This window comes from Vibrio sp. E150_011 (genome assembly GCF_053544015.1).
In genome coordinates, this window is the sequence record NZ_JBHFOL010000033.1 from 1 (window position 1) to 25,828 (window position 25,828).

At 44.9% G+C, this 25,828-nt stretch carries 20 protein-coding genes, 1 tRNA gene, 1 other RNA gene and 2 pseudogenes; 16 read left to right on the plus strand and 8 right to left on the minus strand.

The annotated features are described in order from the left end of the window. Window positions 1-71: 71 nt before the first annotated feature. A tRNA-Tyr gene (locus ACE1OE_RS23840) sits at window positions 72-156 on the minus strand. A 470-nt stretch (window positions 157-626) separates the two neighbouring features. On the opposite strand from ACE1OE_RS23840, the gene ACE1OE_RS23845 reads away from it, so the two are divergent. The 4 genes from ACE1OE_RS23845 to ACE1OE_RS23860 all read left to right on the plus strand — a co-directional run bounded on the left by ACE1OE_RS23845 (window position 627) and on the right by ACE1OE_RS23860 (window position 6,670). After that, window positions 627-1,718: an efflux RND transporter periplasmic adaptor subunit gene (locus ACE1OE_RS23845; RefSeq protein WP_449212473.1), complete on the plus strand. Its 1,092-nt coding sequence runs from the start codon at window positions 627-629 to the stop codon at window positions 1,716-1,718. Further along, window positions 1,718-4,831 carry a vibriobactin export RND transporter permease subunit VexH gene (vexH, locus tag ACE1OE_RS23850; RefSeq protein WP_372062129.1) on the plus strand — a complete coding sequence of 1,038 codons (3,114 nt, stop codon included), beginning with the start codon at window positions 1,718-1,720 and terminating at the stop codon, window positions 4,829-4,831. Before ACE1OE_RS23845 ends, vexH begins: the two co-directional genes overlap by 1 nt. A gap of 118 nt (window positions 4,832-4,949) precedes the next feature. Further along, window positions 4,950-5,264 carry a DUF1244 domain-containing protein gene (locus ACE1OE_RS23855; protein ID WP_102471906.1) on the plus strand — a complete coding sequence of 105 codons (315 nt, stop codon included), beginning with the start codon at window positions 4,950-4,952 and terminating at the stop codon, window positions 5,262-5,264. A 629-nt stretch (window positions 5,265-5,893) separates the two neighbouring features. After that, window positions 5,894-6,670 (plus strand): methyl-accepting chemotaxis protein, encoded by a 777-nt coding sequence (locus ACE1OE_RS23860; protein ID WP_449212487.1) that lies wholly within the window; start codon window positions 5,894-5,896, stop codon window positions 6,668-6,670. Between the two features lie 174 nt (window positions 6,671-6,844). Here the strand turns inward: ACE1OE_RS23860 and ACE1OE_RS23865 are convergent, their stop codons facing one another. Then, window positions 6,845-7,915: a PLP-dependent cysteine synthase family protein gene (locus tag ACE1OE_RS23865; RefSeq protein ID WP_372062130.1), complete on the minus strand. Its 1,071-nt coding sequence runs from the start codon at window positions 7,913-7,915 to the stop codon at window positions 6,845-6,847. 123 nt (window positions 7,916-8,038) lie between these two features. On the opposite strand from ACE1OE_RS23865, the pseudogene ACE1OE_RS23870 reads away from it, so the two are divergent. The 3 genes and pseudogenes from ACE1OE_RS23870 to ACE1OE_RS23880 all read left to right on the plus strand — a co-directional run bounded on the left by ACE1OE_RS23870 (window position 8,039) and on the right by ACE1OE_RS23880 (window position 11,358). Continuing rightward, window positions 8,039-8,500 (plus strand): annotated as a pseudogene (locus ACE1OE_RS23870) (Lrp/AsnC family transcriptional regulator). Window positions 8,501-8,725: 225 nt separating this feature from the next. After that, window positions 8,726-9,919, plus strand: a complete 1,194-nt coding sequence (locus tag ACE1OE_RS23875) for an iron-containing alcohol dehydrogenase (RefSeq protein WP_102471902.1) — start codon at window positions 8,726-8,728, stop codon at window positions 9,917-9,919. Beyond that, window positions 9,919-11,358, plus strand: coding sequence for a coniferyl aldehyde dehydrogenase (locus ACE1OE_RS23880; RefSeq protein WP_449212474.1), 1,440 nt, complete (start codon window positions 9,919-9,921; stop codon window positions 11,356-11,358). The genes ACE1OE_RS23875 and ACE1OE_RS23880 overlap by 1 nt, the downstream gene beginning before the upstream one ends. A gap of 145 nt (window positions 11,359-11,503) precedes the next feature. Here ACE1OE_RS23880 and ACE1OE_RS23885 read toward each other — a convergent pair whose 3' ends face one another. The 3 genes from ACE1OE_RS23885 to ACE1OE_RS23895 all read right to left on the minus strand — a co-directional run bounded on the left by ACE1OE_RS23885 (window position 11,504) and on the right by ACE1OE_RS23895 (window position 15,743). Further along, window positions 11,504-13,234, minus strand: coding sequence for a DUF4955 domain-containing protein (locus ACE1OE_RS23885; RefSeq protein WP_449212475.1), 1,731 nt, complete (start codon window positions 13,232-13,234; stop codon window positions 11,504-11,506). 12 nt (window positions 13,235-13,246) lie between these two features. After that, window positions 13,247-14,419: an anaerobic sulfatase maturase gene (locus ACE1OE_RS23890; protein ID WP_449212476.1), complete on the minus strand. Its 1,173-nt coding sequence runs from the start codon at window positions 14,417-14,419 to the stop codon at window positions 13,247-13,249. Window positions 14,420-14,492: 73 nt separating this feature from the next. Continuing rightward, the gene (locus ACE1OE_RS23895) at window positions 14,493-15,743 is read right to left on the minus strand and encodes a carbohydrate porin (protein ID WP_449212477.1); all 1,251 of its coding nucleotides are present in this window, start codon (window positions 15,741-15,743) and stop codon (window positions 14,493-14,495) included. A gap of 326 nt (window positions 15,744-16,069) precedes the next feature. Here ACE1OE_RS23895 and ACE1OE_RS23900 point away from each other — a divergent pair, with 326 nt between their 5' ends. Both ACE1OE_RS23900 and ACE1OE_RS23905 read left to right on the plus strand, forming a co-directional pair. After that, a complete protein-coding gene (locus tag ACE1OE_RS23900) occupies window positions 16,070-17,230 on the plus strand; it encodes a glycoside hydrolase family 88 protein (RefSeq protein WP_449212478.1) in 1,161 nt (386 codons plus the stop codon). A gap of 11 nt (window positions 17,231-17,241) precedes the next feature. Further along, window positions 17,242-18,999, plus strand: a complete 1,758-nt coding sequence (locus ACE1OE_RS23905; protein WP_449212479.1) for a sodium:solute symporter family transporter — start codon at window positions 17,242-17,244, stop codon at window positions 18,997-18,999. Window positions 19,000-19,128: 129 nt separating this feature from the next. Here ACE1OE_RS23905 and ACE1OE_RS23910 read toward each other — a convergent pair whose 3' ends face one another. Further along, a complete protein-coding gene (locus ACE1OE_RS23910; protein ID WP_449212480.1) occupies window positions 19,129-19,941 on the minus strand; it encodes a helix-turn-helix transcriptional regulator in 813 nt (270 codons plus the stop codon). A 135-nt stretch (window positions 19,942-20,076) separates the two neighbouring features. On the opposite strand from ACE1OE_RS23910, the gene ACE1OE_RS23915 reads away from it, so the two are divergent. The 3 genes from ACE1OE_RS23915 to ACE1OE_RS23925 are packed head-to-tail and all read left to right on the plus strand — an operon-like array spanning window position 20,077 to window position 22,348. Next, on the plus strand, window positions 20,077-21,648 hold the full coding sequence (locus ACE1OE_RS23915; RefSeq protein ID WP_449212481.1) for a sulfatase-like hydrolase/transferase: 1,572 nt from the start codon (window positions 20,077-20,079) through the stop codon (window positions 21,646-21,648). 48 nt (window positions 21,649-21,696) lie between these two features. Further along, a complete protein-coding gene (locus ACE1OE_RS23920; RefSeq protein ID WP_449212488.1) occupies window positions 21,697-22,053 on the plus strand; it encodes a YidH family protein in 357 nt (118 codons plus the stop codon). Further along, the gene (locus ACE1OE_RS23925; RefSeq protein ID WP_449212482.1) at window positions 22,034-22,348 is read left to right on the plus strand and encodes a DUF202 domain-containing protein; all 315 of its coding nucleotides are present in this window, start codon (window positions 22,034-22,036) and stop codon (window positions 22,346-22,348) included. The genes ACE1OE_RS23920 and ACE1OE_RS23925 overlap by 20 nt, the downstream gene beginning before the upstream one ends. Before the next feature lie 137 nt (window positions 22,349-22,485). On the opposite strand, the gene tesB is transcribed toward ACE1OE_RS23925, so the two are convergent. After that, a complete protein-coding gene (tesB, locus tag ACE1OE_RS23930) occupies window positions 22,486-23,346 on the minus strand; it encodes an acyl-CoA thioesterase II (RefSeq protein WP_449212483.1) in 861 nt (286 codons plus the stop codon). 220 nt (window positions 23,347-23,566) lie between these two features. On the opposite strand from tesB, the gene ACE1OE_RS23935 reads away from it, so the two are divergent. After that, window positions 23,567-24,022, plus strand: a complete 456-nt coding sequence (locus ACE1OE_RS23935) for a YbaY family lipoprotein (protein ID WP_449212484.1) — start codon at window positions 23,567-23,569, stop codon at window positions 24,020-24,022. Window positions 24,023-24,123: 101 nt separating this feature from the next. Here the strand turns inward: ACE1OE_RS23935 and ACE1OE_RS23940 are convergent, their stop codons facing one another. After that, window positions 24,124-24,426 carry an MGMT family protein gene (locus tag ACE1OE_RS23940; protein ID WP_449212485.1) on the minus strand — a complete coding sequence of 101 codons (303 nt, stop codon included), beginning with the start codon at window positions 24,424-24,426 and terminating at the stop codon, window positions 24,124-24,126. Between the two features lie 51 nt (window positions 24,427-24,477). Between ACE1OE_RS23940 and ACE1OE_RS23945 the strand changes: the two genes are divergently transcribed. The 3 genes and pseudogenes from ACE1OE_RS23945 to ACE1OE_RS23955 all read left to right on the plus strand — a co-directional run. Continuing rightward, window positions 24,478-25,218 carry a hypothetical protein gene (locus tag ACE1OE_RS23945; protein WP_449212486.1) on the plus strand — a complete coding sequence of 247 codons (741 nt, stop codon included), beginning with the start codon at window positions 24,478-24,480 and terminating at the stop codon, window positions 25,216-25,218. Between the two features lie 190 nt (window positions 25,219-25,408). Then, an RNA gene (ffs, locus tag ACE1OE_RS23950) (signal recognition particle sRNA small type) lies at window positions 25,409-25,505 on the plus strand. A gap of 104 nt (window positions 25,506-25,609) precedes the next feature. Further along, a pseudogene (locus tag ACE1OE_RS23955) lies at window positions 25,610-25,828 on the plus strand (hypothetical protein); the annotation flags it as partial.

Genomic DNA, 25,828 nt, shown 5'->3' on the forward strand with positions numbered 1-25,828 from the left:
CGTTTTTCCCAACGCAGCAACTCAAGTGCGTTAATTTGATGGTCATTGACTGCAACCAAGCAAACTAAATATGGTGGAGGGAGATGGATTCGAACCATCGAAGGCAGAGCCGTCAGATTTACAGTCTGATCCCTTTGGCCACTCGGGAACCCCTCCAGGGTATTTTATACTTGTTTGACGTTTTCCCAACTCATCACTCAAGTGCGGAGCGAATCATAGCAAACTTCATAAAGCTGTAAAGTTTTTTCTTAGCATTTTGAACTGAATGATGCCTTTTTGGACAGAGGTGCCTAAAAAGACAGTTTTATCCCCTAATTATTGACCAATAGCTTGCTTGCGCGAATGCCGTTTTACGCTTACACAACCGTTAACTTTGCTGTTTAAAAAGGACTAATCCTGTGTTGTGAGTGTTTTTTAAACGAACTAAGTTCATGATATGTGTATCAGGAAATGTTTTTCCTGTGGGAGATAAGAGCGCGGTCGCGTATTGTATGAAAAGTCTTCGGGCAGGTTTGATGATTGAATAAATGTAAATAAATAGTGGCAGTAAGATTTACACTTCTTGACGTTATATTGCTGATAAGCGGCTAGAATATCCATAGTTTCTATATTGAAAGACAAATACGATGAAAAAAAATAAAACAATAATCGGTTTGCTGGCACTGTCTATTCTTAGTGCATCTTCTGCAAGCTACGCAAAACGCGGCCCTGGGGCTCAAGCTATTTCCGTCGTCACGGAGACGGTTGCGATTCACCAAGTCTCTCAGTCTCTGTCATTAGTCGGTAAATTAGAAGCCGACCAATCGGTGGTTATGGCTTCTGAGGTTTCAGGCATCGTGGACGAGATACATGTCACGGCTAATGAAAAGGTGCCTCAAGGGCAAGTGTTAATACTGCTTAATGATGATAAAGCGCGAGCATCGGTTGCCGAGGCGAAGGCTTATCTGCGTGATGAAAAGCGAATACTAACGGAGTTTCAACGCCTTGCTTCAAGTAATGCGATTACAAAAACAGAAATCGATGCTCAAAAGACCAGTGTTGATATTGCCAATGCTCGTTTAGATGCCGCCAATGCATCTCTAAACGATTTGCATATCGAGGCACCATTTTCTGGTACTGTCGGCCTGATTGACTTTAGTCGCGGTAAGCTCGTTAACGTGGGGACTGAGTTATTAACGTTAGATGACCTATCAGTGATGCAGCTTGACCTGCAGGTACCAGAGCATTACTTGTCGATGTTGGAAAAAGGCATGGCCGTCACGGCAAAGACATCGGCGTGGGGAAATCGACTGTTTGAAGGTGAGGTGGTTGCCGTTGATACACGCGTTAACCAAGAAACACTGAATTTGCGTGTGCGTATTCACTTCCAAAACCAAGAAAACCGCTTAAAGCCAGGCATGCTAGCGCAAGCTAATATGGCATTTCCTCCAATTGAAGCACCGATTATCCCCGTTCAGGCTCTTGAGTATTCGGGCACGAAACGCTTTGTCTATGTCATCGACGAGAATAACAAAGCACACCGCACTGAGGTCTTTTTGGGCGCGCGCGTTGGCAACCAAGTCGTGATTGAACAAGGTGTCGAGATTGGTCAACGAATCGTTGTGCAGGGTATCGTCAACATGCGTGATGGATCCTCAGTTCAAGAAGTGAAAGCTGAGCCTACAGCTCAACGCACAGAAACCATGACCGAAATAGTTAGCGAGAAGGAAGCAAGCTAATGCTTTTATCGGATATTTCAGTAAAACGCCCTGTCGCTGCGGTCGTATTTAGCCTGCTTCTATGTGTATTTGGTCTGGTGTCATTCAATAAGCTGGCGGTGCGTGAAATGCCAGACATTGAAAACCCAGTGGTGTCGATTTCAACGCGTTATGAAGGCGCATCAGCGACCATCATTGAAAGCCAGATCACCTCGACAATTGAAGATCAGCTTTCCGGCATCAGTGGTATTGATGAAATTGAGTCGGTCACTCGAAATGGGATGTCACGAATCACCGTAACGTTTGAACTCGGTTATGACCTGAATTCTGGGGTCAGCGATATTCGTGATGCTGTTGCTCGAGCGCAACGTTCGTTGCCGGATGAAGCCGACGATCCACTTGTCTTCAAAAACAACGGCAGTGGAGAGGCCTCCGTTTACATCAACCTTAGCTCATCGGTCATGGACCGAACTCAGCTTACGGATTATACCAACCGCGTCTTATTAGACCGCTTTAGCCTAATTTCAGGTGTCAGTTCGGTTGATATTTCTGGTGGGTTGTACCAAGTGATGTACATCAAGCTAAAGCCTGCTTACATGGCGGGACGCGGCGTGACAACCGACGACATTACCTCCGCGCTGAGTTCAGAGAATATAGAACGCCCAGGGGGAGAAGTCCGTAACGATGCGACGGTGATGTCGGTACGAACTGCCCGAGCGTATAACACACCGGTGGATTTTGAATACTTAGTGGTGAAGCGCGCGAGCGATAATACGCCGATTTACCTTAAAGATGTCGCTGATGTTTACATTGGTGCGGAAAACGAGAACTCGACATTTAAGAGTGACGGTGTTGTCAATGTCAGTATGGGCATTGTGCCGCAATCCGATGCGAACCCTTTGGAAATGGCAGACTTAGTCCATAAAGAAGTCGAACGCATGCAGCAGTTCTTGCCTGAAGGCACGCGCTTGGCCATTGACTATGACTCAACAGTATTTATCGACCGCTCGATTTCCGAGGTCTACAACACCTTGTTCATTACAGGATGTTTGGTCATATTGGTCCTGTATATCTTTATAGGGCAAGCGAGAGCAACATTAATTCCTGCCGTTACCGTGCCGGTATCCTTGATTGCATCGTTTATTGCTGCGTACTTTTTCGGTTTTTCAATCAACCTAATTACCCTGATGGCATTGATTCTATCGATAGGGTTGGTTGTGGATGATGCTATCGTCGTGGTCGAAAATATCTTCCATCACATTGAAAAAGGTGAACCGCCGTTATTGGCGGCTTACAAAGGGACCCGTGAAGTTGGTTTTGCCGTCGTGGCAACCACACTCGTGTTGGTGATGGTTTTCCTACCCATCTCATTTATGGATGGCATGATCGGACTGTTGTTTACAGAATTTTCCGTATTGCTGGCCATGTCGGTGATTTTTTCATCATTAATCGCCTTAACGCTCACGCCAGTACTTGGTAGTACGATCTTAAAAGCGAACGTGAAACCGAATCGATTTACCCAATTGGTTGATAAAGGTTTTAGAAAACTAGAGCGTGGTTATAAACGCGCGCTAGGGCAAGCGCTGCGCTTTCGATGGATGGCACCTGTCGTCATTTTGGCCTGCGTTGGGGGAAGCTTTCAATTGATGCAGCAGGTTCCCGCTGAGCTTACGCCGCAAGAAGACCGAGGGGTAATCTTTGCGTTTGTTCGTGGTGCAGATGCCACCAGCTACAACCGCATGGCGGCCAACATGGATGACGTAGAAGAGCGACTCATGCCTTTACTCGGGCAAGGGTTCCTGAAGTCATTCAGCATTCAGTCACCAGCGTTTGGTGGTAATGCGGGCGACCAAACTGGTTTCGTTATCATGATCCTTGAGGATTGGAATGACCGAGATGTGACCGCGACAGAAGCACTCGGACAGGTGCGTAAAGCGCTGACAGGGATTGCCGATGTACGTGTTTATCCGTTCATGCCTGGATTTAGAGGTGGGTCTAGTGAGCCGGTTCAGTTCGTGATTGGTGGTTCCGATTATGCAGAGCTGCAAAAATGGGCGGACCTATTAGAGCAGCGTGCCGATGCCTCTCCGATGATGGAAGGAGCAAGTACAGATTACTCTGAGAAAACGCCTGAGTTGGTAGTGACGATTGATCGTGAGCGAGCCGCGGAGCTAGGGATTAGCGTTGCGGATATCTCTGATACCCTTGAGATCATGCTTGGTGGTAAAAGTGAGACTACCTATGTTGAGCGTGGTGAAGAGTATGATGTTTATCTACGCGGAGATGAAAACAGCTTTAACAACGCCGCCGATCTCAGCCAAATTTATATGCGGACTCAATCTGGTGAGTTAGTGACCTTGGACGCCGTGACCGATATTGATGAAGTGGCATCGTCGACTCGACTGTCTCACTACAATAAACAGAAAGCGATCACGATTAAGGCGAACTTGAACGACGGTTATACCCTAGGAGAAGCGTTGGACTTTATGGACCAACAAGCGATAGAAATGCTTCCAGGCGATATCTCCATCAGCTATGCAGGAGAGTCAAAAGACTTTAAAGAAAACCAGTCGAGCATTTTTGTTGTGTTTGCGTTGGCATTGCTGGTTGCTTACTTGGTCCTTGCTGCGCAGTTTGAGAGCTTTATTAACCCGCTAGTGGTGATGTTTACTGTGCCGATGGGGGTGTTTGGTGGTTTCCTTGGCTTAGTCATTATGCAACAAGGGCTCAATATCTACAGCCAGATTGGTATGATTATGCTCATCGGTATGGTGACTAAAAACGGTATTTTGATTGTCGAGTTTGCGAATCAACTTAGAGATAAAGGCATTGCTTTTGAGCAGGCGATCATTGACGCATCAGCGAGGCGTTTACGTCCTATTATGATGACAGCGTTTACCACGTTGGCTGGCGCAATCCCACTGATTGTGTCGACGGGCGCGGGCTATGAAAGTCGTGTTGCTGTTGGTACGGTGATCTTCTTTGGTATGGCGTTTGCAACCGTGGTGACCTTGTTTGTCATTCCTGCGATGTACCGCTTGATCTCGGTGAAAACACAATCCCCAGGTCACGTTGAAGCTGAACTGAATAAGGCACTCGATAAAGACGTGAAAGCGCGAAGCAGCCACGGTTAGGTTTTCTCCAAGCGAATAACGTGTTTATTACGATTAAAAATGCCCAGCAAATGCTGGGCATTTTTTGCTTTGTTGGGTACTCTTGAGTAATAAAACTCACCATCAAAAGGAAAGTAAAGTGGCTGATTTTAAATATAAAGCGCTCTCTCAAGAGCAACAAGATAAGCTCGACGCGGCGGTATTTCGTCGCTTGCTCGCCCACCTAGATGCCAATAAGGATGTTCAAAACATCGACTTAATGATCCAAGCAGGATTTTGTCGAAACTGTTTTAGCAAATGGTATAAGGCGGAAGCAGAAAAATCTGAGCTGGATCTGGATATTGATGATGCTCGTGAGCGCGTTTATGGCATGACGTATGACGAGTGGAAACAAAACCATCAACCTAAGGCAACGCCAGAGCAGCTAGCGGCATTCGAAGCCAAACAAAAATAGCCGTTATCACACCTAGCCGCGCTTTATTTATGCGCAAGTCATATCAAGAAAGTGGCGGCAGGTGTTTCGTAATGCGTTCCTTTTTAACAGTAGTGCTTCCTTTTAATGACACTACGTCCTTGTTAGTAATACTCCCCCTAATACCTGTCCCTCACTATTTGTCCTAACGCCCTTGTAACACCAAGCTTGGCTATACCCTAATCGGGGTATCTGGATTGGTGGTAATCACAACTTATTCGCCACGTTATTTATAATTTCGCATCGAGTGTTAGCGTAGCGAATATAAGAATAAGCAGTGATGGGTAAAGGGTTGTATGTTTGTATCCAAGAAAAAATTAGCAGCAACGCATCAAAAAATGCTGGCTGAGAAAGCAGAAAAAGAAGTATTAATGTTGCGTATTGAAGCGCTGACCCAACAGCTTGAGGTTAAACAAGCGGAGGTCAAGGATCTCCACATTACGTTAACAGATCAAAAAACACGCTCTCGTCGCTTCTTAGGTATGGTTGTCCCACATCTTGTTAATGCTGCACAGAGCATTGAATGTGCCAACAACGATTTGATTGAACAAAGCGATCAGTTGCAAAATAAGTTGGGCGTCTTTGAGTCTACGCAGCATCAGCTTGAAGCGATGTTCCGCTCCCTTGAGCTTGTATCTGAGTCGTCGGCAGAGAGTAAGGGCACTGTGAATGCACTGCAGATGCTAACGGCTGATATCAGTCAGTTCATCAGTATCATTCAACAAATCTCGGAACAAACCAATTTATTGGCCTTGAACGCGGCGATTGAAGCGGCGCGAGCAGGAGAGCATGGACGTGGATTTGCGGTGGTCGCGGATGAGGTTCGCTCATTAGCAGGGCGAGCCAATGAAGCCGCTAGTGAGATTTCAGGTCTTGTTGAGCGGATTGAATCTAGCACTAACCTAGCGGGTGAAAACATCGAAAAAGTCTCGACGCAAGTTGCCGATGCCTCTGTAGGTGCTGCGGAGATAGTACAAGACACTCAGTCAATACTGTCGCTTTCATCCAACACCGTAGATGTTATCTATAAGAGTACCGTGGATATATACGCCTCTAGCGGGATCGCTCAGTATACCAATATGTGGACCACCGCCCATGCCAAACTCATTGGCGCTGATTATGACCGGGCCTTGTTACTCACCAGTGAACTTGAGACGACGTTTGGCTTGGTTGTTGCGAATCATGAAGAGACACGTCAATTGGCGAAAGTGGGCGGACCGCTAGAATATTTTTCCGTTAAGGCGAGATCGTTTCATGATGGGTTACGCTTGATCGAGGAGGATGAAAGCGACTTTCTGGTCGTCGAGCAGTTGGACCAATCTTATCAAGACCTTGTCTCCTACATTACGGCGGCGCAAATGAAGGTTAAGCACTCTTACAGTCGTTAGGTGATGTGTTTCGTCTAGATAGAATGGAAAGCTTCTTTAACGTCTACATGAGCTCATCCCTAGTCAGAGTAACCTGACTAGCGCCGACATAGCAAAAGGAGTGACTCAGTCACTCCTTTTTGAAACATTGAGCTTGTTAGCTTGTTAGCTTGTGCCTTAGCGACGAGGCGTTTATTAAGCGCTGCACTCACCTGTCGCTTCAAATATTTCAAGCTTTTCAAGATAAGGCTGCAAGTCACCAATATTATTACGAACCCATTCTGGATTGTAATAGGTGTCAAGGTAGCGCTCACCACTGTCACAAAGAAGCGTGACGATCGAGCCGGTTTCGCCCCGTTTTTTCATTTCACAAGCAAGTTGCAGTGCACCAAATAAGTTGGTACCGGTTGACGCGCCAACCTTGCGTCCTAAGACTTTCTCTAACCAATGGATAGTCGCAACACTGGCTGCATCAGGAATGGTACGCATTTCATCGACAACACCCGGAATAAAGCTTGGCTCAGCGCGAGGGCGACCAATGCCTTCAATCTTACTGCCACAATCGCCGGTAACATTCTTATTACCCGTTTTATAATATTCGTGGAAAACCGAGTTTTCTGGGTCAACGACACATAGCTTGGTATCGTGCTTTTGGTAGCGAATAAAGCGGCCTATCGTCGCCGATGTGCCACCGGTTCCTGGGCTCATCACAACCCATGTCGGGATAGGATGATCTTCTAACTCCATTTGGCTAAAAATAGAGTTGGCGATGTTGTTATTTCCACGCCAGTCAGTTGCACGTTCTGCATACGTAAATTGATCCATATAATGACCATTGAGTTCGTCTGCAAGACGGCGAGATTCTGCATAGATTTGGTCAGAACGATCAACGAGATGCGCTTTACCACCATAGAACTCAATCTGTTCGATTTTTTTGCATGCGGTGCTCTTTGGCATAACAGCGATGAAGGGGAGTCCGAGCAATCGTGCAAAATAAGCTTCTGACACCGCCGTACTGCCTGATGAAGATTCAATAACCGTTGTCTCTGGACCAATCCAACCATTACAGATCGCATACAAGAACAAAGAGCGCGCTAAGCGGTGCTTGAGTGAACCTGTCGGGTGTGTACTTTCATCTTTTAGATACAGATCGATGCCATCGATGCTTGGTAGATCAAGCTTAATGAGATGGGTATCAGCAGAGCGTTGATAGTCTGCTTCAATTTTACGAATTGCGTTGTTTATCCATTGATGATCAGTGCACATAGTTAGGCTTCCTAAAGGTTTGTCTCTATGATTGTAATTTACCTATATTTAGGGAGAAAAACTTTGCTATATTTACTGTGATAATTAGCTTTAATAGCATTATTTTCTATTTTGGGTGGTTTAATGGAAATTGATAGTATCGACAAAACGTTACTGGGATTGCTGCAACAAGACAGTACATTGTCGTTGAGCGAATTGGCGGAAGCCGTCAACCTTACGACAACGCCTTGCTGGAAAAGGCTAAAGAAGCTTGAAGAAAATGGCGTTATTACTAAGCGTGTGGCCCTGTTAAATCCAGAGTCATTAGGGTTATGTTTTACGGCATTCGTGCAGATTAAAACGACGAATCATTCTCATGAGTGGTACAAGGAATTTGTCGATACGGTCTCTTTATTCCCTGAGGTGATGGAGTTCTACCGCATGGCGGGGGAATACGATTACATGCTAAAAGTCTTAGTAAAGGACATGAAGTGCTTCGATGACTTCTAGAAAAATTTAGTAAACAGTATTGATGAGCTTTCTAACGTGACCTCTACCTTTGCGATGGAGCCCTTAAAGTACACGACAGCACTGCCTATTCGCTAATAGAACGCTCGTCCGTTGAGGGCTTAGCCATCAGTGAGCAAGTGACTTTAGCGTCGGTCACGGGTTTTCATTTGTATCGTCGTTATTTATAGGCTTTGTATTTAATTAGTCATCTGGCTCTCAACTCTTTTCTGGGTACCTTGCCTACGTCGAGTAATCGCTCTATAAATACAGTCACTCTCCATGACGTTTCGACTTACGTCAATAAAGACAAGGAACGTCGATATGCTTCATCAATGTTTGGTCTCGATTAAAAAGCCGTTTATTAAAATGGTGCCCGTGCCCACACCTATTTGCATTTCTGGGCTAGGAAAGGTCAACGATATTGCTGATGTTTGCCGCGATCTGTTGGTTACATCGCCTTGTATTGTGACTGATGGCAGCCTTATGAAGCTTGGGTTACTTGATGGCTTATTACGTTCACTCGATGACGCTGGAGTGGTTTATTCTATCTTTGATGCAATAACACCAGATCCTGATTTTGATATGGTGAGGCGTGGTGTCGTCCACTATCAGCAACACGTTAATGATGGCGTCATTGCCTTCGGAGGTGGCTCAGCCATTGACTGTGCCAAGGCAATCGCAGCCAGTGTGAAGACCAATAGAGATGTTGCTAGGCTACCTGGGCTGTTAAAAGTGCATCGGCGCTTAATGCCCATTATCGCCATTCCCACAACCGCAGGAACGGGTTCAGAGTGCACGGTTGCGGCGGTAGTGAGCGATGTGAAAGCACGTAAAAAACGCTCGATAACCGATCCGTCACTAGTGCCTAAAGTCGCGATTCTTGACCCAAGCCTAATGATTGGGCTGCCTGCTCAAGTGACTGCGGAAACGGGTATTGATGCATTGACTCACGCAATAGAGTCTTACCTCTCTGGGTATGCAAATAGTCAAACCCGAGCGTGGTCAGTCGGTGCGATTAATAAAATCGTTAACCACTTGCCGGATGCTTATCATCATGGCGGTAACGTGCCAGCACGTGAGCAAATGGCTCTGGCAAGCTTTGAAGCAGGCTTAGCATTTACGCGTACGTATATTGGCTATGTTCACGCGATCGCTCATCAACTAGGGGCTTTTTATCATGTCCCCCATGGGCGAGCGAACGCGATTGTCTTACCGCATGTGCTTCAATTTATTCAACACAGAGATAACGCTCGACTGACACAGCTTGCGATAGAACTGGGCTATAAAGACACAGTCGAACTGAGTGTATCCCAGCAACTGAATACCGCGATCACAACTCTGCTGGATACCGTTGGTATTCCTAAAACGGTAAAAGAGTTAACGGTACAAGATATTCCGCGCATTGCCGAACAAGCAATAAAAGAAGCCTTTGGTGAGTACCCTGTTCCAGAGGTTATGTCGCTGTCGGAGTGCCAACAAATATTAGAAAAACTTGTCGATGAAGGAGTCGAATAATGAGTCAAGTAGAGCTCAATGAAACACAGATGCGTGAACGATTTCACGAGCAACAACAGGCATTTAAAGAGTCTCCTTTTATTAGTCGTGAATTGAGGCTTAATAACCTGTCTAAACTAGAGCGTATTATTCGTGATAATCAGGCTTTATTTTGTGAAGCAATTGCAAAAGATTTTGGCCATCGGTCTTCAACGGAGACGGCATTGCTCGAGTTTTTCTCTTCTATTGATGGTGTGGTTGACGCAAGGAAAAACCTCAAAAAATGGATGAAACCCAAAACCCGTCATACCGCAATATGGTTTAAACCTGCTAAAAACCGCGTTATGCCTCAGCCTATCGGTGTGGTCGGGGTGATTGTCCCGTGGAACTACCCATTATTTTTATCCATTGGGCCGATGACCGCAGCGCTTGCAGCGGGCAACCGAGTGATGGTGAAAATGTCGGAAAACTCTCAGCACCTTTGTCGCGCGCTTGCTCAAGCGTTTTCGTCCTCCTTCACTGAAGACGAAATCTGTTTCATTGCTGAGACTGGCGAAACGGGGCCGGCATTTTCCAAGCTGGCGTTTGATCACCTTATTTTTACTGGCTCGGGTGCGACAGGGCGCAAGGTCATGGCGTCAGCAGCAGAAAACCTGACACCCGTAACCTTAGAGCTAGGGGGGAAGTCACCGACCATTATTGCACCTGATTATGACGTCAAGAAAGCGATGAAGCGTATTCTTGCCGGTAAAGTATACAATTCAGGTCAGACATGTGTGGCACCTGATTATTTATTTGTACCAGAAGAAAAGCTAGATGCTGTCGTGAAATCGGCAAAATCGATTGTAAAAAAACGCTTTAAAAGTATTGAGCATCGCGATTATACGTCGGTGATTGATGCAGTTTCTTTCCAGCGACTGTCAGACACGCTGCAGTCTGCAAAAGAGGGCGCAGGCGAAGTTATCAACCTGATTCCAGACAGTGAACCGGACGCTGAAACTCGACGTTTTCCGATTCATCTCGTGGTCTCTCCAGCGACAAGTGAACCCGTGATGACGCGAGAAATCTTCGGGCCTATTTTACCCATATTGACGTATAAAACGATGGATGATGTGTACCACTTTATTAGTGAGCGCGATCGTCCATTAGCGCTGTATTTGTTTTCAAACGACAAAGCGCTACAAAAAACCACGCTGGAAAACACCTTGTCGGGTGGGGTCACCATCAACGATGTGATGCTGCATGTTGGCCAACACGATTTGCCATTCGGAGGGGTGGGGCCTAGTGGAATGGGGCATTATCATGGTCGTGAGGGTTTCAACAGTTTGTCTAAAATGCGCCCAGTCATGGTACAAGGCAATATCGCAGCAACCGGGTTTCTTAGCGCACCTTATTCCGGCTTTAGTCGTCGCATGATTAATTTTTTGATTAACAGAAAGTGGGGTAAATATCCGAACTAATCACGTGCGCATCAAACTGTGGTGAGTGCTGAACGTATGAAAGCGTGCTGAGCCGAGCATATAGAACGACGAGTCGAGTCGACGAATGCCAATCATGAAAAGGTTGGCATTCGTCATTTCTATGGGTGGTAATATCGCGAGGTGATTATTCCTGATGGCGAAGTAGCCATTGTGCTTCAAAGAGAGATGCCGGCCTGACAGGAGCCCCTAGTGATTCTAAATATGCTTGCTTTTCGGTATCTTGTGGTACCTCAGTATAGGCGGCGGTTCCTCTCTCTATCATGGCATTAATATATTTTGAGCGTGGCGCAACGGAAAACTCAGAACCAGTCATGCCAATGATATAAGGCATAATGACACGACCATAGATACCATCGTCTTTCATGAACATGAAGGCATCGCTAGCGGGTGCTGTGTTCACGGGATTCCAAAACGTGAGTCCTTTTAGATGATTCGGCTGATTGCCAGAACTGGCGCCCCAGCGACCATATATCCAGCCTCCCTTCATGTTGTCGAATAAATTATTCATCGACTGTTCGCCGTGTAAGTCAATCGACGAATCTGGGCCGTAATGACTATCTTTGTAGACATTGGAAATTGAATATTTGGAGACGCCCGGAGCGTGCCAAGCATCCGAGTTGTCATTGATGCCCTCGATCAGGTTGTTATTGCCATACATAATGGTAAAAGCCAGATGCCCCGGTGTTCCAGATAGTTGAATATTTTTCGCCGTGACATTAAAGGTATTCCACAATACGCCACCTTGGTTAAAGTCTTTTAGCTCTACATTTCTAATCCAGCTGTTATGGACGCGATTTAATGCCAGTAAACTGTACCCACTATCATGTACCGCATCATGGTGATGGACGAATTCATCCTGCCAATTACCAGCAATAGTCATATCTTCGATACCGACATAGCCGTAAGAGGTTATTTTACTCATCTGCCAGTTGTCTTCGCTGTTGAGGGTGTGGGCAATAGGGGTTGCGAAGTTGATGGTGTTGCCATTGATCGCCGTGATGGTGTGTTTTTCTCTTTTATCGAGGCCTTTAACAAGATTGTTCCAAATGGGCGTGGCGGGGGAGGAGGCTTTGTATTCAATGAGGTAAGGACTAATGGCATCATTGATGGCACGATCACGAGTTATTAAACTGGTTAATTCAATACTGTCACCAATGGCATAGTTTTGCGCGTCTTCAATTTGTATTGAGTGTGTTGAACCGCCTTTTATGGTGGATTCTACTATCACTTTCTGCGTGAAAACCTTGTCAGATACCCTTGAACCGAGCTGAAGCATATGCGGCGTGGTCCATTTTTTTGATGGGTTTTCTGGTTGTAAATGGGTCTCCATCTTTAAGAGGGTGTTACCGATGCCATCTCCCTTGACGACGATGTGGTCTAAATCGATGAAGATAGGTTGCTTGTACTTTATATCGTCTGTATTTCCGGGGTTAATTTGAGCATCGTCTGAAGCATCATTAATGATATAAGTGCCTCTAGGGAAATATAGGACATCCATCAGGTTTGAATTATTTTGGCTGTGACGAGCCGATTTTATCGCCGCAATCGCTTCTTTTATCGCTTGTTTATCACTTTGACCATCGTCAGGCAGGGCACCAAAATCTTGTACGTTAAAGACTTGATAATGAGCATTACTTGAAACTGGGCTTGGGGGAGGGAGTGGTGCATCACTTTGTTTAAACCCAGCGTATGAATAATCCGTGAGAATTTTTTCCGTAGGAATATTGCTTGAAGCATCCAGTAACCCTGTTTGTTGATCTCTACTAGAGACAAAATCATGCCAATATTGACTATTGGAGTCTTTACATGCGGCAAGTACTAGTACCGAGGTGAGTAAAATTACCTTACGTTTCATTGTCTTTCCTTTTTATTGTGGATACAACTTTGTTGCCAGTTGCTGAAGTTTTGGAATGGCGTGTTGATAGAACATAAACATTCCGGTGCAGAGGTAGTTATGTGGAGGCTCATTTAAAGTGGTATGGGGAGCACTGTCGCTAAGGGACACCCTGTCTTTTGGGCACCCTCCGTGACAAAAACTGAGGAATGGACATTGCTGACATGCTGAGGGCAAGTTGTTGGACTTGGCCTCGCCAAATTTACGTTGTTGCGCCGAGCCTGCTATGTCGGCAAGAGATTGGTTCTTTACATTCCCCAAGCAATGCGAGTCATTAATATAGTGGTCACAGCTGTAGGTTCGGCCATCTTGCATAATGGCTAATGCCCGGCCACATTCTTTACTGGTGATACACGATGAAGAAGGGTGCCCCAGTAAGACTGCCATGCTGTCCTCAATAGCCGGAATAACGATACGACCAATATCTTGGCAATACCATTCGTCAAATATTTGCTGCATAAACCGTCCCCATCCCTGTGGAGAAATTGAATACGCTTCTTGCGTCGTTACTAAACACTGTTCGCTTAAGTGCAATTCGTTATGATCGACAATCGGGATAAATTGCATTTGCGTGGAGCCAATACTGTCACGCAAAAACTGATAGATTTCTGCTGCGTGATTTGCACTGCGATTGGTGACGCAGGTCAGTGTTGCAAAAGGGATACGGTATTTGTTGAGCAACGCCGCGGCTGTTTTTACTTTCTCCAATGTGGCTCGCCCAGTACGGCTATGTCGATAATGGTCATGAATAAAACGTGGTCCATCGACACTGAGGCCAACAAAAAATCGGTGGCTTTTTAGAAATTTTACCCATTGCTTATTGAGGAGAATGCCATTGGTTTGCAGATCGTTATGTATGGTCTTATTGTGTGGGTTAAAACGTTTTTGTAATGCGACGACTTTTTCAAAAAATTCGATGCCCAGCAGTGTTGGCTCCCCGCCTTGCCAGCTAAACACAACCTGATCATTAGGTTGGGCATCGATATAGCCTCTTATATAGTGTGTTAGAGTTTCATCAGACATAAATGTGGCGGGTTGCTGACCAAGGGTTTCTTCTTTGTCTAAGAAGTAGCAATAGTCACATTGAATATTACATAAAGACCCAGTTGGCTTTGCCATTATGTGGAATGGATGAGGGGCAGGCATGATGAAACCTCTTGATTGCTTTGAGTGTCGAATGCGTAAGGAACCAGCTCGTTTATAGAGCTGGTTTTGTGGATTACTTAAACCAACCTTCCACCTGTATCCCAACTTGGAACTCGGTGTCGTTGCCTGTGCCGAATGCATTGTTGTTCTCATAATCATGGAAGTAGGTCGCAAATACTCTTAGCTCAGGTCGAGCCCAAAAGCTTTTTGATGGTGCCCACGCTTGCGCCAACGTGATTTTGCTACCGCCTTGGGCTTCACCTTGTGCGGTGGTGGCATCGAAGTAGCCAATTTCCATAATGGTTTTGTTAAAGTCGTCCCAACGGTATTCCGGACGTGCGACGACAGAAAGTGTCTTTTGTGTGGTGGTTTGGTCTTGTTCGATGTCATTGATTGAGGCGGTATAATAAAGGGAGTGAGCGATCACAATGCTGTCACTAACATTGAGCAAACCGTAGTTCATCACTCGATAGGCAGAGGCATCTTTTTTAACTTCGGCATAATAGTTTTTTCCAGCATGGTCATTAAATAGTGCTTTTGAGAAGCCGTTCGTTCCGTACTGGAACACGGTGTTGTTCTTGCCCCATTTCCCACCAGTGGTCATGAGACCCGTCGCCATTAAGCCATTTTGAGTTTGTAGTGTGAATTCGTCAGATTCATTAGGCATGCCGTAGTCAAGGCCAACCTCAAGTTCTGCTTTATCCCAAAGGTTGATCCCTTTATATCTCGCATCAAGGATATTGACGTTCAATTTAGTGTTTACGGTGCCTGGATCATCAAAGTTTTGACTCTTGCGGTCAGAACGGATAGCGGAGACGGACAGTAAACCTTCACCTAATGGAATATAATCAATACCCCCACCGGTGCCAGATACATTCCAGTAATAGGTATCAATAATATGATTATCGTGACGTTGGTTGTAACGCTTACCAGCCCAAACTGTCGAATCAGGTAGGGCAGTAATAAGCCCTTTCACAGCAACGTTAACCTCTTTAAACATAATGTCTGTGTCGGAATCCTTGATAGATTCCCAATCATTGGCGCCATCTGACTTGTAGACCATTCGAGTTTGAAAATAAACATCGTGCTGGTTTGTTTTCATAAGTTGTGTCCCTAAACCAAGCCCGAGGTAAATATCGTCCTCGTTACCTAAGCGACCCACTTTTTGTTTGTTGTATGACACCATCGCGCCATTGCTTGAGCTAGAGCCAGCTCCTGCGCGAAAGTAACTCGAAAAATCGACATCTTGGGCAACACTGTATTGGCTAAAAATAAAGGCAAGCGAGGAGACCAAAATTGGGGCGTTAATTTTAAAATGCTTCACGGTAATTCCCTGTTTTATTATTTTGTTGGTAAATAAATCGCCATCAAATTTAAGGGATTGCTTTTTTATTAGAATGTAGAAATTCACGTATGGATGCACAAAAAGAAACTGGTTGGAATATTGTTTTAATTGCGTGATCTCCTTCCAAATAATGACTTTGTGATGGTTTTCACAAAACAAACACCAAATAAGGAAAATTACAGAAGTAGTTTCTTTTTTTTCATCTTTGGATTGATTTTCACATTGAATCTATAGCCCCACCCTTAATACACTGGCTGTAAATATCACCCCCTTGAATAAAAGAAAGCAACCTGGAAAGAGTCGCAATGAAAGAGCACGCATATCCTACGACACGTTATAAGAAGAATGATTTTGGTGGGCAATTACAAAACGTAATGTCTTCGGTAAAGAAAAATATCTCACGGGTTGGTTTGAATAACCCAAAAATAGGAAATGAAGATGGAACTTGGCGTTATTGTGGCGCCTCCGACTGGGTGTCTTCGTTTTGGACTGGACAATTGTGGCTTTGCTATCAAATTACGGGCGATAGTACATTTAAAAATAGCGCAAACATGCGTAAGCCATATTTTAAAGAGTTACTGGTTAACCCTAATTGGCATGATCATGATCTTGGGTTTCAATATTCGTTGAGCTGCGTCGCTGGCTATATGTTGACCGAAGATGAAGAATATAAGGCGATGGCTGTCGAAGCGGCGCACAGCTTGTATCAACGCTATCGTCGAATTGGGCATTACATTGTTGCTTGGAATGATACACATATCCTTGGTCCTGAAAAAACACAAGGTAAGACCATTATAGATTCGTTGCAAAATACAGCGTTGCTATTTTGGGCTGCAAACCAAACCAATAGCGATGTCCTTCGTGAGGCGGCGATCAATCATTCTAAAACAATGGCTAAGCATATAGTTCGTGATGATTATTCGACTTTTCATACCTTTAATTTTGATCCGTTGACGCAGCAACCTCTTAAAGGCGAGACCTTCCAAGGCTATGCCGATGATTCTTGCTGGGCGCGTGGTCAGTCATGGGCGATTCATGGTTTTGCCCAAAGTTATCTCCATACCGGTGACCGCTCATTTTTAGATCTTGCAAAAAAGCTGGCTTATTTTGTCATGCCTTATCTAAAAGATGATGCGGTGCCTGTTTGGGACTATCGACTCCCTGAGTACGAGCACCCTTATAAAGACAGCTCAGCGGGGGCGATAACGGCAGCCGGTCTGTTGCTTATCGCAAGTTTGTGCGAAGACGAGCAAGAGATAGATTTCTTTGAACAGTGGGGAATGCATCTGACACAAGGATTAATTGAGCAGTGCGACCTAACCAGCGATCCCATGGCTCATGGATTACTGTCTCAGGGCGCATCATTTGTCGCTAAAGATATGGCCAACAATATGCTGCCATATGGTGATTACTATTATCTCGAAGCACTGATGCGTATTTGTGGGCATCAACGCTATTTTTGGTAAGGAAACTAACAATGATTTCAGGATACGATATTAGTGCCATAGTATTTTATTTTATATTTATGATTTTGCTCGGGTTTATTTTCCGTAAACAAGTGGCTAACACAAGTGATTACTTCCGTGGGGGCGGTAAGATGGTCTGGTGGATGGCCGGTTCTAGTGCTTTTATGACGACATTTAGTGCATGGACGTTCACGGGAGCAGCAGGCAAAGCGTATATTGATGGCTTTGCTGTGGTTTGGATTTTTATATTTAACATCGTTGGTTATCTAATTTGTGCTCGTATTTTTGCACCTCGATTTAGACAACTAAATGTGATTACCCCAATGGAGGCTATTCGTCAGCGATATGGGGAAAAAACCGAACGTTTTTATACCTTTATTTATATGATCACTGGCCTTATGGGGGGAGCCATAACCTTGTACGCCGTCTCCATTTTTATCTCCGCGGTTATTGGCATCAATATTCAATTGGCGATTATTATCACTGGTGCTGCGGTGGTGATAATGACCATCACAGGAGGCGCATGGGCCGTAGTGTCGAGTGACTTTTTGCAGGCTTTGTTGATTGTCGCAATCAGTGTAGTGACTTTTATTGCCGTGATGAACAATGTGGATAATATCACCGATATTACAGACCATTGGCAGGGTGCCGCCTTGTGGACGGGTAACGGTATTCACTATCAAGAGATTTTCTTACTCTGGATTGGAGCCATCTTTATTCAGCGTGTCATCGACATGAATAACATCGGTCAGTCGGTTCGGTTCTTATGTGTTAAAGATTCAGCACAGGCACGTAAAGCCGCTTATCTTACGGCATTGTTGTTCGCATTTGGGAGTGTCATGTGGTTTATCCCGCCAATGTGGGCAGCAAGTACTGGTGTCGATTTAGCCGCGATGTATCCGCAACTTGGTGGTAAAGCAAACCAAGCCGCGTATCTGTCTTCGGTTCAAATGCTGCTTCCAGCAGGTATGGTTGGTCTAGTGGTCTCAGCGATGTTTGCTGCGACGATGTCGACACTCGATTCACGTATTAACTTTGTTGCGGCGTCGTTTGTTAAGTCTATCTACAAGCCAATGATTAACAAAGCTGCGACCGAGGTAGAAGAGCTTCGAGCGAGTCGAATCGCCACGGGTGTGATGGGTTTAATCGTTATCGGCTTTGCGCTATTTTTAAATGAACTAAGAGGCATTAGCTTGTTCTCAATGATGATCATTTTTGCAGGCCTTGTGAATATCCCAATGATGATCCCTCAAACCTTAGGTATGTTTATTAAACGAGTTCCAGATTGGGCGGGTTGGGCGACGGTGTGCTTTGGTTTTGTTGTCAGCTTAATTAGTAACAATGTCTTTAACGCTCAATGGGTGTCAGAAACGATTGGTGTCGCACTAACAGGGCGAGAGCTTGGTGATTTAGGCGTGGTTATCACTCAGTTTATGCACTTGTTTATCACACTTGGTTTCTTCTTGTGTACTGGGTTCTTCTACAAATCTCGAGTGGGTGAGCGTAAGAGTGCCGTGGATCAGTTCTTTATCAATCAAAGAACACCTATCGTGTCTCCAGAAGGGATGGAAGCGTCGGATATTATGCAGTGCCGTATTTTAGGTCGATTAACCCTGATCTTTGGCGGCGTGATCTCGACATTCTACTTGGTACCGAATGAGAACTCTTATTATTTCTTAGTGTGCGGGCTGTTTATTATAACGGTTGGTGGCCTGATTTATTCACGAAGCGTAGGCGTGAAACCTCGTACTGTTGGGGTTATGGAATAGCACGGTTAATGGCTAGCATCTAATCGCAGAAAGAAAACAGACGCCAAGCATAGGGTTATGCTTGGCGTCTTTTTAATTAATATGACTGAGTGATTAAGTGACCAATGGAACAAAAGGGAGGCTCAAGGATTAGGTTTCATTGACGCTCGACGGGCATACACCAAACTGCTTTTTGAAGGCGCGACTAAAGTGAAAGCTATCATTAAAACCGAGCTCGAAAGCGACGCGCTTTACGTTCGTCCCGGGTCGTTTCAGCATCATCATACTGGTGTCTAACTTCAGCTTTAAATAATACTGTTTTGGCGTCACAGTGAGGTATTTTAAGAAGAGTTTCCTTAAATATTGCTCGGTATAACCAGATTCTTGAGCAAACTGTTTAATCGGGATGTTTTGGTCAATGTTTTCACTCATTTTGGCAATGATATCCGTGACGGTTCTTTCCTGATTACTCATGCTTTTTGATTGGTCAATCAAGGTCAGCCATTTATAAAAAACAAAGCCAAAACCCGCGACGGCTGCGTTCAGCTTAATTGGGGAATTAGACGCAATTAATTCTTTTACCTCGTTCAAAATAGTCGGGTAAGTATCATTTTTTAAGAGGATTGGTTCTTCAAAAGGAATGGGGGTGACACCTTGCATTAAAAACTCAAACCAGTTCAAATTCCAAACGATTCCATTTGTCCAGTAACTGCTTATATTTCTACTGTCAATGAAGGTAACGCTAGGCGCTGAAATAGTGAGTACTTTGCCATTGTTCAGTTGAATGCACCCACTACCTTGTATTGTGTATATTGCAACAATGGCGTTGGGAAGCATTGGTAGAATACGGTCTCTTGGCCATTTAATATGATACTTGGCATCCGCTTGTACATCCCACATAGAACGTAAGGTAATACCACAGGAGTCAGCCGATTGTTCAATGAGCAGTGGGTGATTTTTCATAGTTTCGTTTTTTACATCCCAGTGGCATTTTTACTATGGTTTATAGTAGCAACTTCATTTAACTTTAGGAATCAGTAGTCAGTGATAAGACCTGAATAATAGAGCTCTATCACTTTGTTAATATTTGAGGCCTCGATGATTTCCGATTTCTTAAACCCAAAAGAGCGACAAGGCGTTTTCTATAGAACTGAACAGAAAAAGCCAAACATCATTTTTATTACCGTTGATATGATTTCAGCGGATTGTTATCACCCAGATCGTCCATTATCACAGGTGATAAAAACGCCCAATATCGATTCAATAGGAAAGGAAGGCACATCATTTGCCTCTGCATTTACGCCGAGCCCTTTGTGTGGCCCAGCACGTGCAGCCATATTTACAGGAATGCATCCTCCTTACCTATCGAATGGTGAAAGAACGCCAGTGGGAATGAAAGTCGATTTAGAGCTAGATGACATCATCTTTCAAGATTATTTAAAGCGAGTCGGTTATTCGCTAAAACACACTGGGAAGTGTCATGTAGGCGTTGAGAAGTTCATTCGCACATTCGGTGAAAATGTTCACGCATGGGATCGCTGGGGGCCTCCCGTCGAGGATGATGATCGGTATTTGGCTTACTTAGCCAGTCAGGACGTTAAATTACCACGTTACCGTAGAGAGCTTAGAGGGTTACAAACAGACCAAATGTCGCCAGCTAATTCATTTGGTGGGTGGATCGAACAGCAAGATGGGTCGGATTTCCCGTTAGAAGCTCACTATTCAGTATTCCTTGCTAAGTTAGCAGTAGAACAAATTAAAGCATCACAAGTTCAAGCCCCAAATAAACCCATATTCAGCCAACTTGAGTTTTTTGACCCTCACCAACCATACTCAGTACCGAGTGGTTTAGAAAAGCGTTATGAAGAAATTAAGGCAGCAGTAACGCTGCCTCAAAGCTTTGACTTAAAAGAACCCGGAAACCCTATCTACGCGCTTTATCAACAATACTGGGGCATGTACGACAAAGATATGGCCGCTGACTATATTGCTTGTCATCTATTGCAGGTGGAGGTGGTGGATCATGCTATCGGTTATTTGATCCAATTCTTGAAGCAAGAAGGGTTATGGGATGAGACCGCGATAATCTTTTCTGCCGATCATGGCGATATGAACGGTCGCATGGCAATGGCTGATAAGGGATCGTATTTTCAACCTGATATTTTCCGTATTCCTCTCCTAGTGAAACCACCGCAAAGCTTATCTGGAATAATAAGCTCCAGCAATGAAGCGGTGTCAGCCATCGATGTTGCTCCGACCATATTGGGTTTTGCGGGTATCGAAATACCGGCACAGATGGAAGGCGATAATCTAGTCAAGCTGATGAGAGGTGAGTCGCGTCGCCCGTTAACTCAGGTATACCAGACCGGGGTCCATGTAGGCTGTAATTATGGCTTTGGATTTCAAGTGGATATTGAGAACAAGAAATACTTCTATGGTTATAACGCCACCACGGGGTATGAGGAGCTGCATCATCTTGATAAAGACGATCAGTCCAACTTACTGGAGCGAGAAGAATACCAAATACATAAAGAATCCATCGTGTTACAAGCTAAGGCGTTATTGTTCTCGGACCCTCGCTGGATGGGATATTGGTCTTCGTATCGGCTGCATAATGCGCGTTATCTGCCAGCGTCTTCAGAAGATATGCAGATGCTAAAACCTGAATAGTGAGTGCTTAATATTGCGGGCGTGTCCCGCTTTTTGGAGAGTGATGTCATGGCTTGGAGAGAGCAAGGGAACGACCCTGACTATCGGTTTACCTTAGCAAATGAAAGAACGTTTTTGGCTTGGATACGAACGGCGTTAGGCTTTTTTACAGCCGCGATCGCGGTGGACCAATTGGCAAGTAGCTTAAATGATGAGCTGTATAAGCCGATGATTTGTGTCGCATTGCTCGCGGTCTCGGTTCTTTGTTCATTATTTGCGTACGTTAATTGGCGGGGTAATGAAATTGCGATGAGATTGAGTGCTAATTTAACGTACTCAAGGGTCATTAAAATTATCCCATTGCTGATGGTATTAGTGACGATTGTACTTTTGAGTAGTATTTACAGTGACACGATTACTTACTGAAGAAAGGCTAAAAAGTGATAAAGGCCTTCAAGTCGAGAGAACAACATTATCTTGGATTAGGACGTTGTTTGTTGGTTTTTTAGTCGTTTTAGCTATCATTAAAAAAGCCATGGAATCTGGTGCGTGGCCGTTATTTTTCGCCGCAATACTGTCCTCTATACTCTGTATTTATGTCTATGTTTCATTGTATGTTGTTGCCTCTAAGCAAGTACAAGCAAAAGCGAGTCGTTACAAGATTATTGTCGTCACGTTAAGTGGCGCGGCGGTGTTGTATGCGATTGACATCCTTTGGTAGTAGGGTTGCACCGCCTTGATTGATTTCGTAAGTTTATTAAATACATCGAAGCGAATAAAAAGCCAGTAGAACGTCTACTGGCTTTTTATTCGCTTCGATGTATATGAGCTTAAGGGCAACACTCAATATTAGTCGTATTACTCGCCAAATCGCATCACGCCTTCCTGCACCGTTGAGGCAACTAAGTCACCTTGCTGGTTGAATATTTCGCCGCGGACTAAACCGCGTGAGTTGCTCGCGGTTGGGCTATCAATGCAATACAACAACCACTCATCAATCTTCACCGGACGATGGAACCACATTGAATGGTCAATGGTCGCCAGTTGAAATTTAGGTGTCATCATGGAAACCGCATGTGGATGCAACGCTGTGGTTAAGAAGCGCCAGTCAGAAGCGTACCCTAATAAGTATTGGTGTATTAAAGGGCTTTCTGGGACTTCACCATTGGCTCGTATCCAAAGCTTTTGGGTAGGCTCGGCTTTCTCAGGCTTAAGAGGATTGATCACCGTAACCGGTCGCACCTCAATCGCTTCTTCACTGCAAAAGACTTCGCGAATTTTTGGTGGCAGAAAATCCGCAATGCGCGCCGCTAACTCAGACTCAGAAGCGTAGTTCTCTGGCCCCTCGACAGAAGGCATCTCAGTTTGATGCTCAAAGCCAGGAGCATGACCGTGATAGCTGGCCGTGAGGTAAAAAATGGGGCGACCATTTTGAATGGCTTTGACTCGTCGTGTACTGAAGCTTCTCCCATCACGCAGGTTTTCTACATCATAAATAATGGGCTTATTTGCATTACCAGGGTAAAGAAAATAGCTATGAAAAGAGTGAACGGTGCGATCATCTGGCACGGTGTAACGGGCGGCAGACAATGCTTGGCCGATTACTTGTCCGCCATACACTTGTGGCAGTCCGAGGTGTTGGCTTTGGCCTCGAAACAAGCCTTTGTCCAGTGTTTCTAATTGAAGCAGTTCCAGTAATTCGCGTAATGGTTTACTCATAAATTCACTTATACTCAATGTTGATACTGTCAGTGTGGATTTTGTCTGTTTGTTCGTCAAGCTATGCGCTAACTTGATTCTAGGGACACCTTGTAGGAATGGTAGTAAACCGGCTTACGTTGATTGTTTTTGTTCAACGTAAGGGTAAATTTCTGATATCTTTAATTTTATAGAGGCTGGCATCGACCAGTAACATGTGGCGAGTTAATAGAGAGGCGTTATGAAAAAGATACTAACAGGTTTAATGACAACGGCACTTGGATTAGCGTTAGTTGGGTGTCAAACCGCCCCAACATCTGAAACAACAGCACCGTCGCAGGCGGCTATGGAAAAGAGCATGATGTCAGTAAAAGGGTCGGTGGCTTACCGTGAGCGAATTGCCTTACCGCCGAACGCTGTTGTAACGGTTAAACTTCAAGACGTATCACTGGCTGACGCACCTGCCACTATGATAGCGGAACAGACATTTGAGACGGATGGTGCACAGGTTCCATTTGATTTTGAACTGAGTTACGACGCCGCCGATATTGATAGCAGACATCGCTACAGTGTCAGTGCTCGTATTGAAGTTGATGGGAAGCTGCGCTTTATCAACGACACCGCTTACCCGGTTATTACCGATCAAAATAAAACACAAGAAGTGAACCTATTGCTTATTGGAGTACAAGGTAAATAGCTCTTGGCATAAAGGGCCCTTATGTTAGGGCTCTTTAGTTATCGGGATCATTAGACCGCTACATCGAAAACTTTAGCCGTAATAGGCGTAGTTCAATTCCTTTAAGGCTGCCAGCCAAATTTCTTCAAACTTATTTTACCAGTGGCGGTGAACACCACGCCTTCTTCCATCAAAATAGCGCGTTGAACACTAAAACGATCGCCACTCAATGAAATCTCACCTTTACCATTAATCACTCGGTGCCAAGGTAGGGTGCTGCCTTTAGGAAGGTTGCTTAACGCCTTACCTACCTGCCTTGCATAGCCCGGATAGCCAGCCATTTTTGCAATCTGCCCGTACGTTGTCACACTTCCGAGTGGAATTTGGTGAATCACAGCAAAGATTTGTGTCCGAAACTGTTCCATACTGAATATTGTCCTAGTTCATTGTGCCATGGATCGGTATAGGGAGGAGCGATGGTATTTTCAGTGTTTCAGTTCATAATCACAAGTCTTCTTGCAATGGTTTGTGCCAGAGCAATCAGTGTAACGGAAGGGGATATTCCAGTGTTAGCACTGATGATCCCCGCGCTTTGGATACTTCCACAAGGAGGAGTGGCCGGTTTAGCGTTATTGGCCTCTATGGTCGTGTACGGATTAACGCTACCCATGCAAACCATCGCGATGTCTATCGCCGTGTGGATATTGTTGCCAGTGTTTATGGTGGCGTCGTCCAGACGAAGTAATATTTGGATTGTTTGCTTAGTTGGGCTTATTGTTATTACATTAAATGTTGGGTTAATGATGACTCAACTGGCTGGGAAGTTAGGGGGAACGCCAATGGTGACCCTTGTTCAAAGCTTCGCTGTCTTTGTCGCTTGGTATGCGGCAAGCCATTGGAAAGGCAGTAATAAGCATAGCTGGTGGTCGTTAGCTTTGATACTCCCTATTTGGGCAGCAGGGTTGCCACACGCGGCACTTATCGCGCTGTGCTTTACAGGGATGCTTGCCTCGATGGAAAGCCTAGGGAAGCTTAAAACCTTCCGCTGGAACAAATTATTATGTTGGACCTTGCCGAGTGTGGGTTTCGCCGCCCTAGTGGTTGTACCGGGGGTCGATGTGCCTAAGCCGGTGTTTGTTGTCTGGCTTTGCTTACTAGGCACCGCGTGGATGACTGACTATATCTTAAGAAGTGATCATGAGAACCAAGAGCCTTAAGTAAAAAGAGTAACCTTGGTTGATGTACACAGGCGTTAAAGTTAGCTTTAACGCCTTTTTGTTTAATCTATAGTCACTTAAACCGCAGTTCTGCTAAAAATGCCGTTCAGCTATTGCATTCAATGCGCCTATACCTGATAATCCTTTCCACGATTTGGCGTTAGCGCAAAATCAACAGAATCTATGGAGGCCCTGGTCCTCCCGCAACAATAGTTCGTGAACTCGGTCAGATCCGGAAGGAAGCAGCCGCAGCGGATGACTTGTGTGCCGGGATGTGGCTGGGGCTTCCACCCATCTAGCGTTTAGTAATTTGTAATCAACGAGTTATAACGCACCACACCTTTCAAATAGCATAGAAAACGCGACTGGTACTGAACTTAGGTACTGAGCTATGCGCTATCTCACTCAATCTAGTAATCATTCTTGGACTTTCCGTTTCCAATTTCCTCGGCGTGTTCGTGACTATTTTTATGGTCAATTTGAATACAAATATTCGTTGGGTAAAGTGACGCCAAGAGAGGCTCGTTCGAAAGCTCTAGAGCTTGAAAAACGGCTTGTTGACGTCATTTGGAGGGTAGAAGACGCGATAGAGCGACCGTCGTCTTGTGAA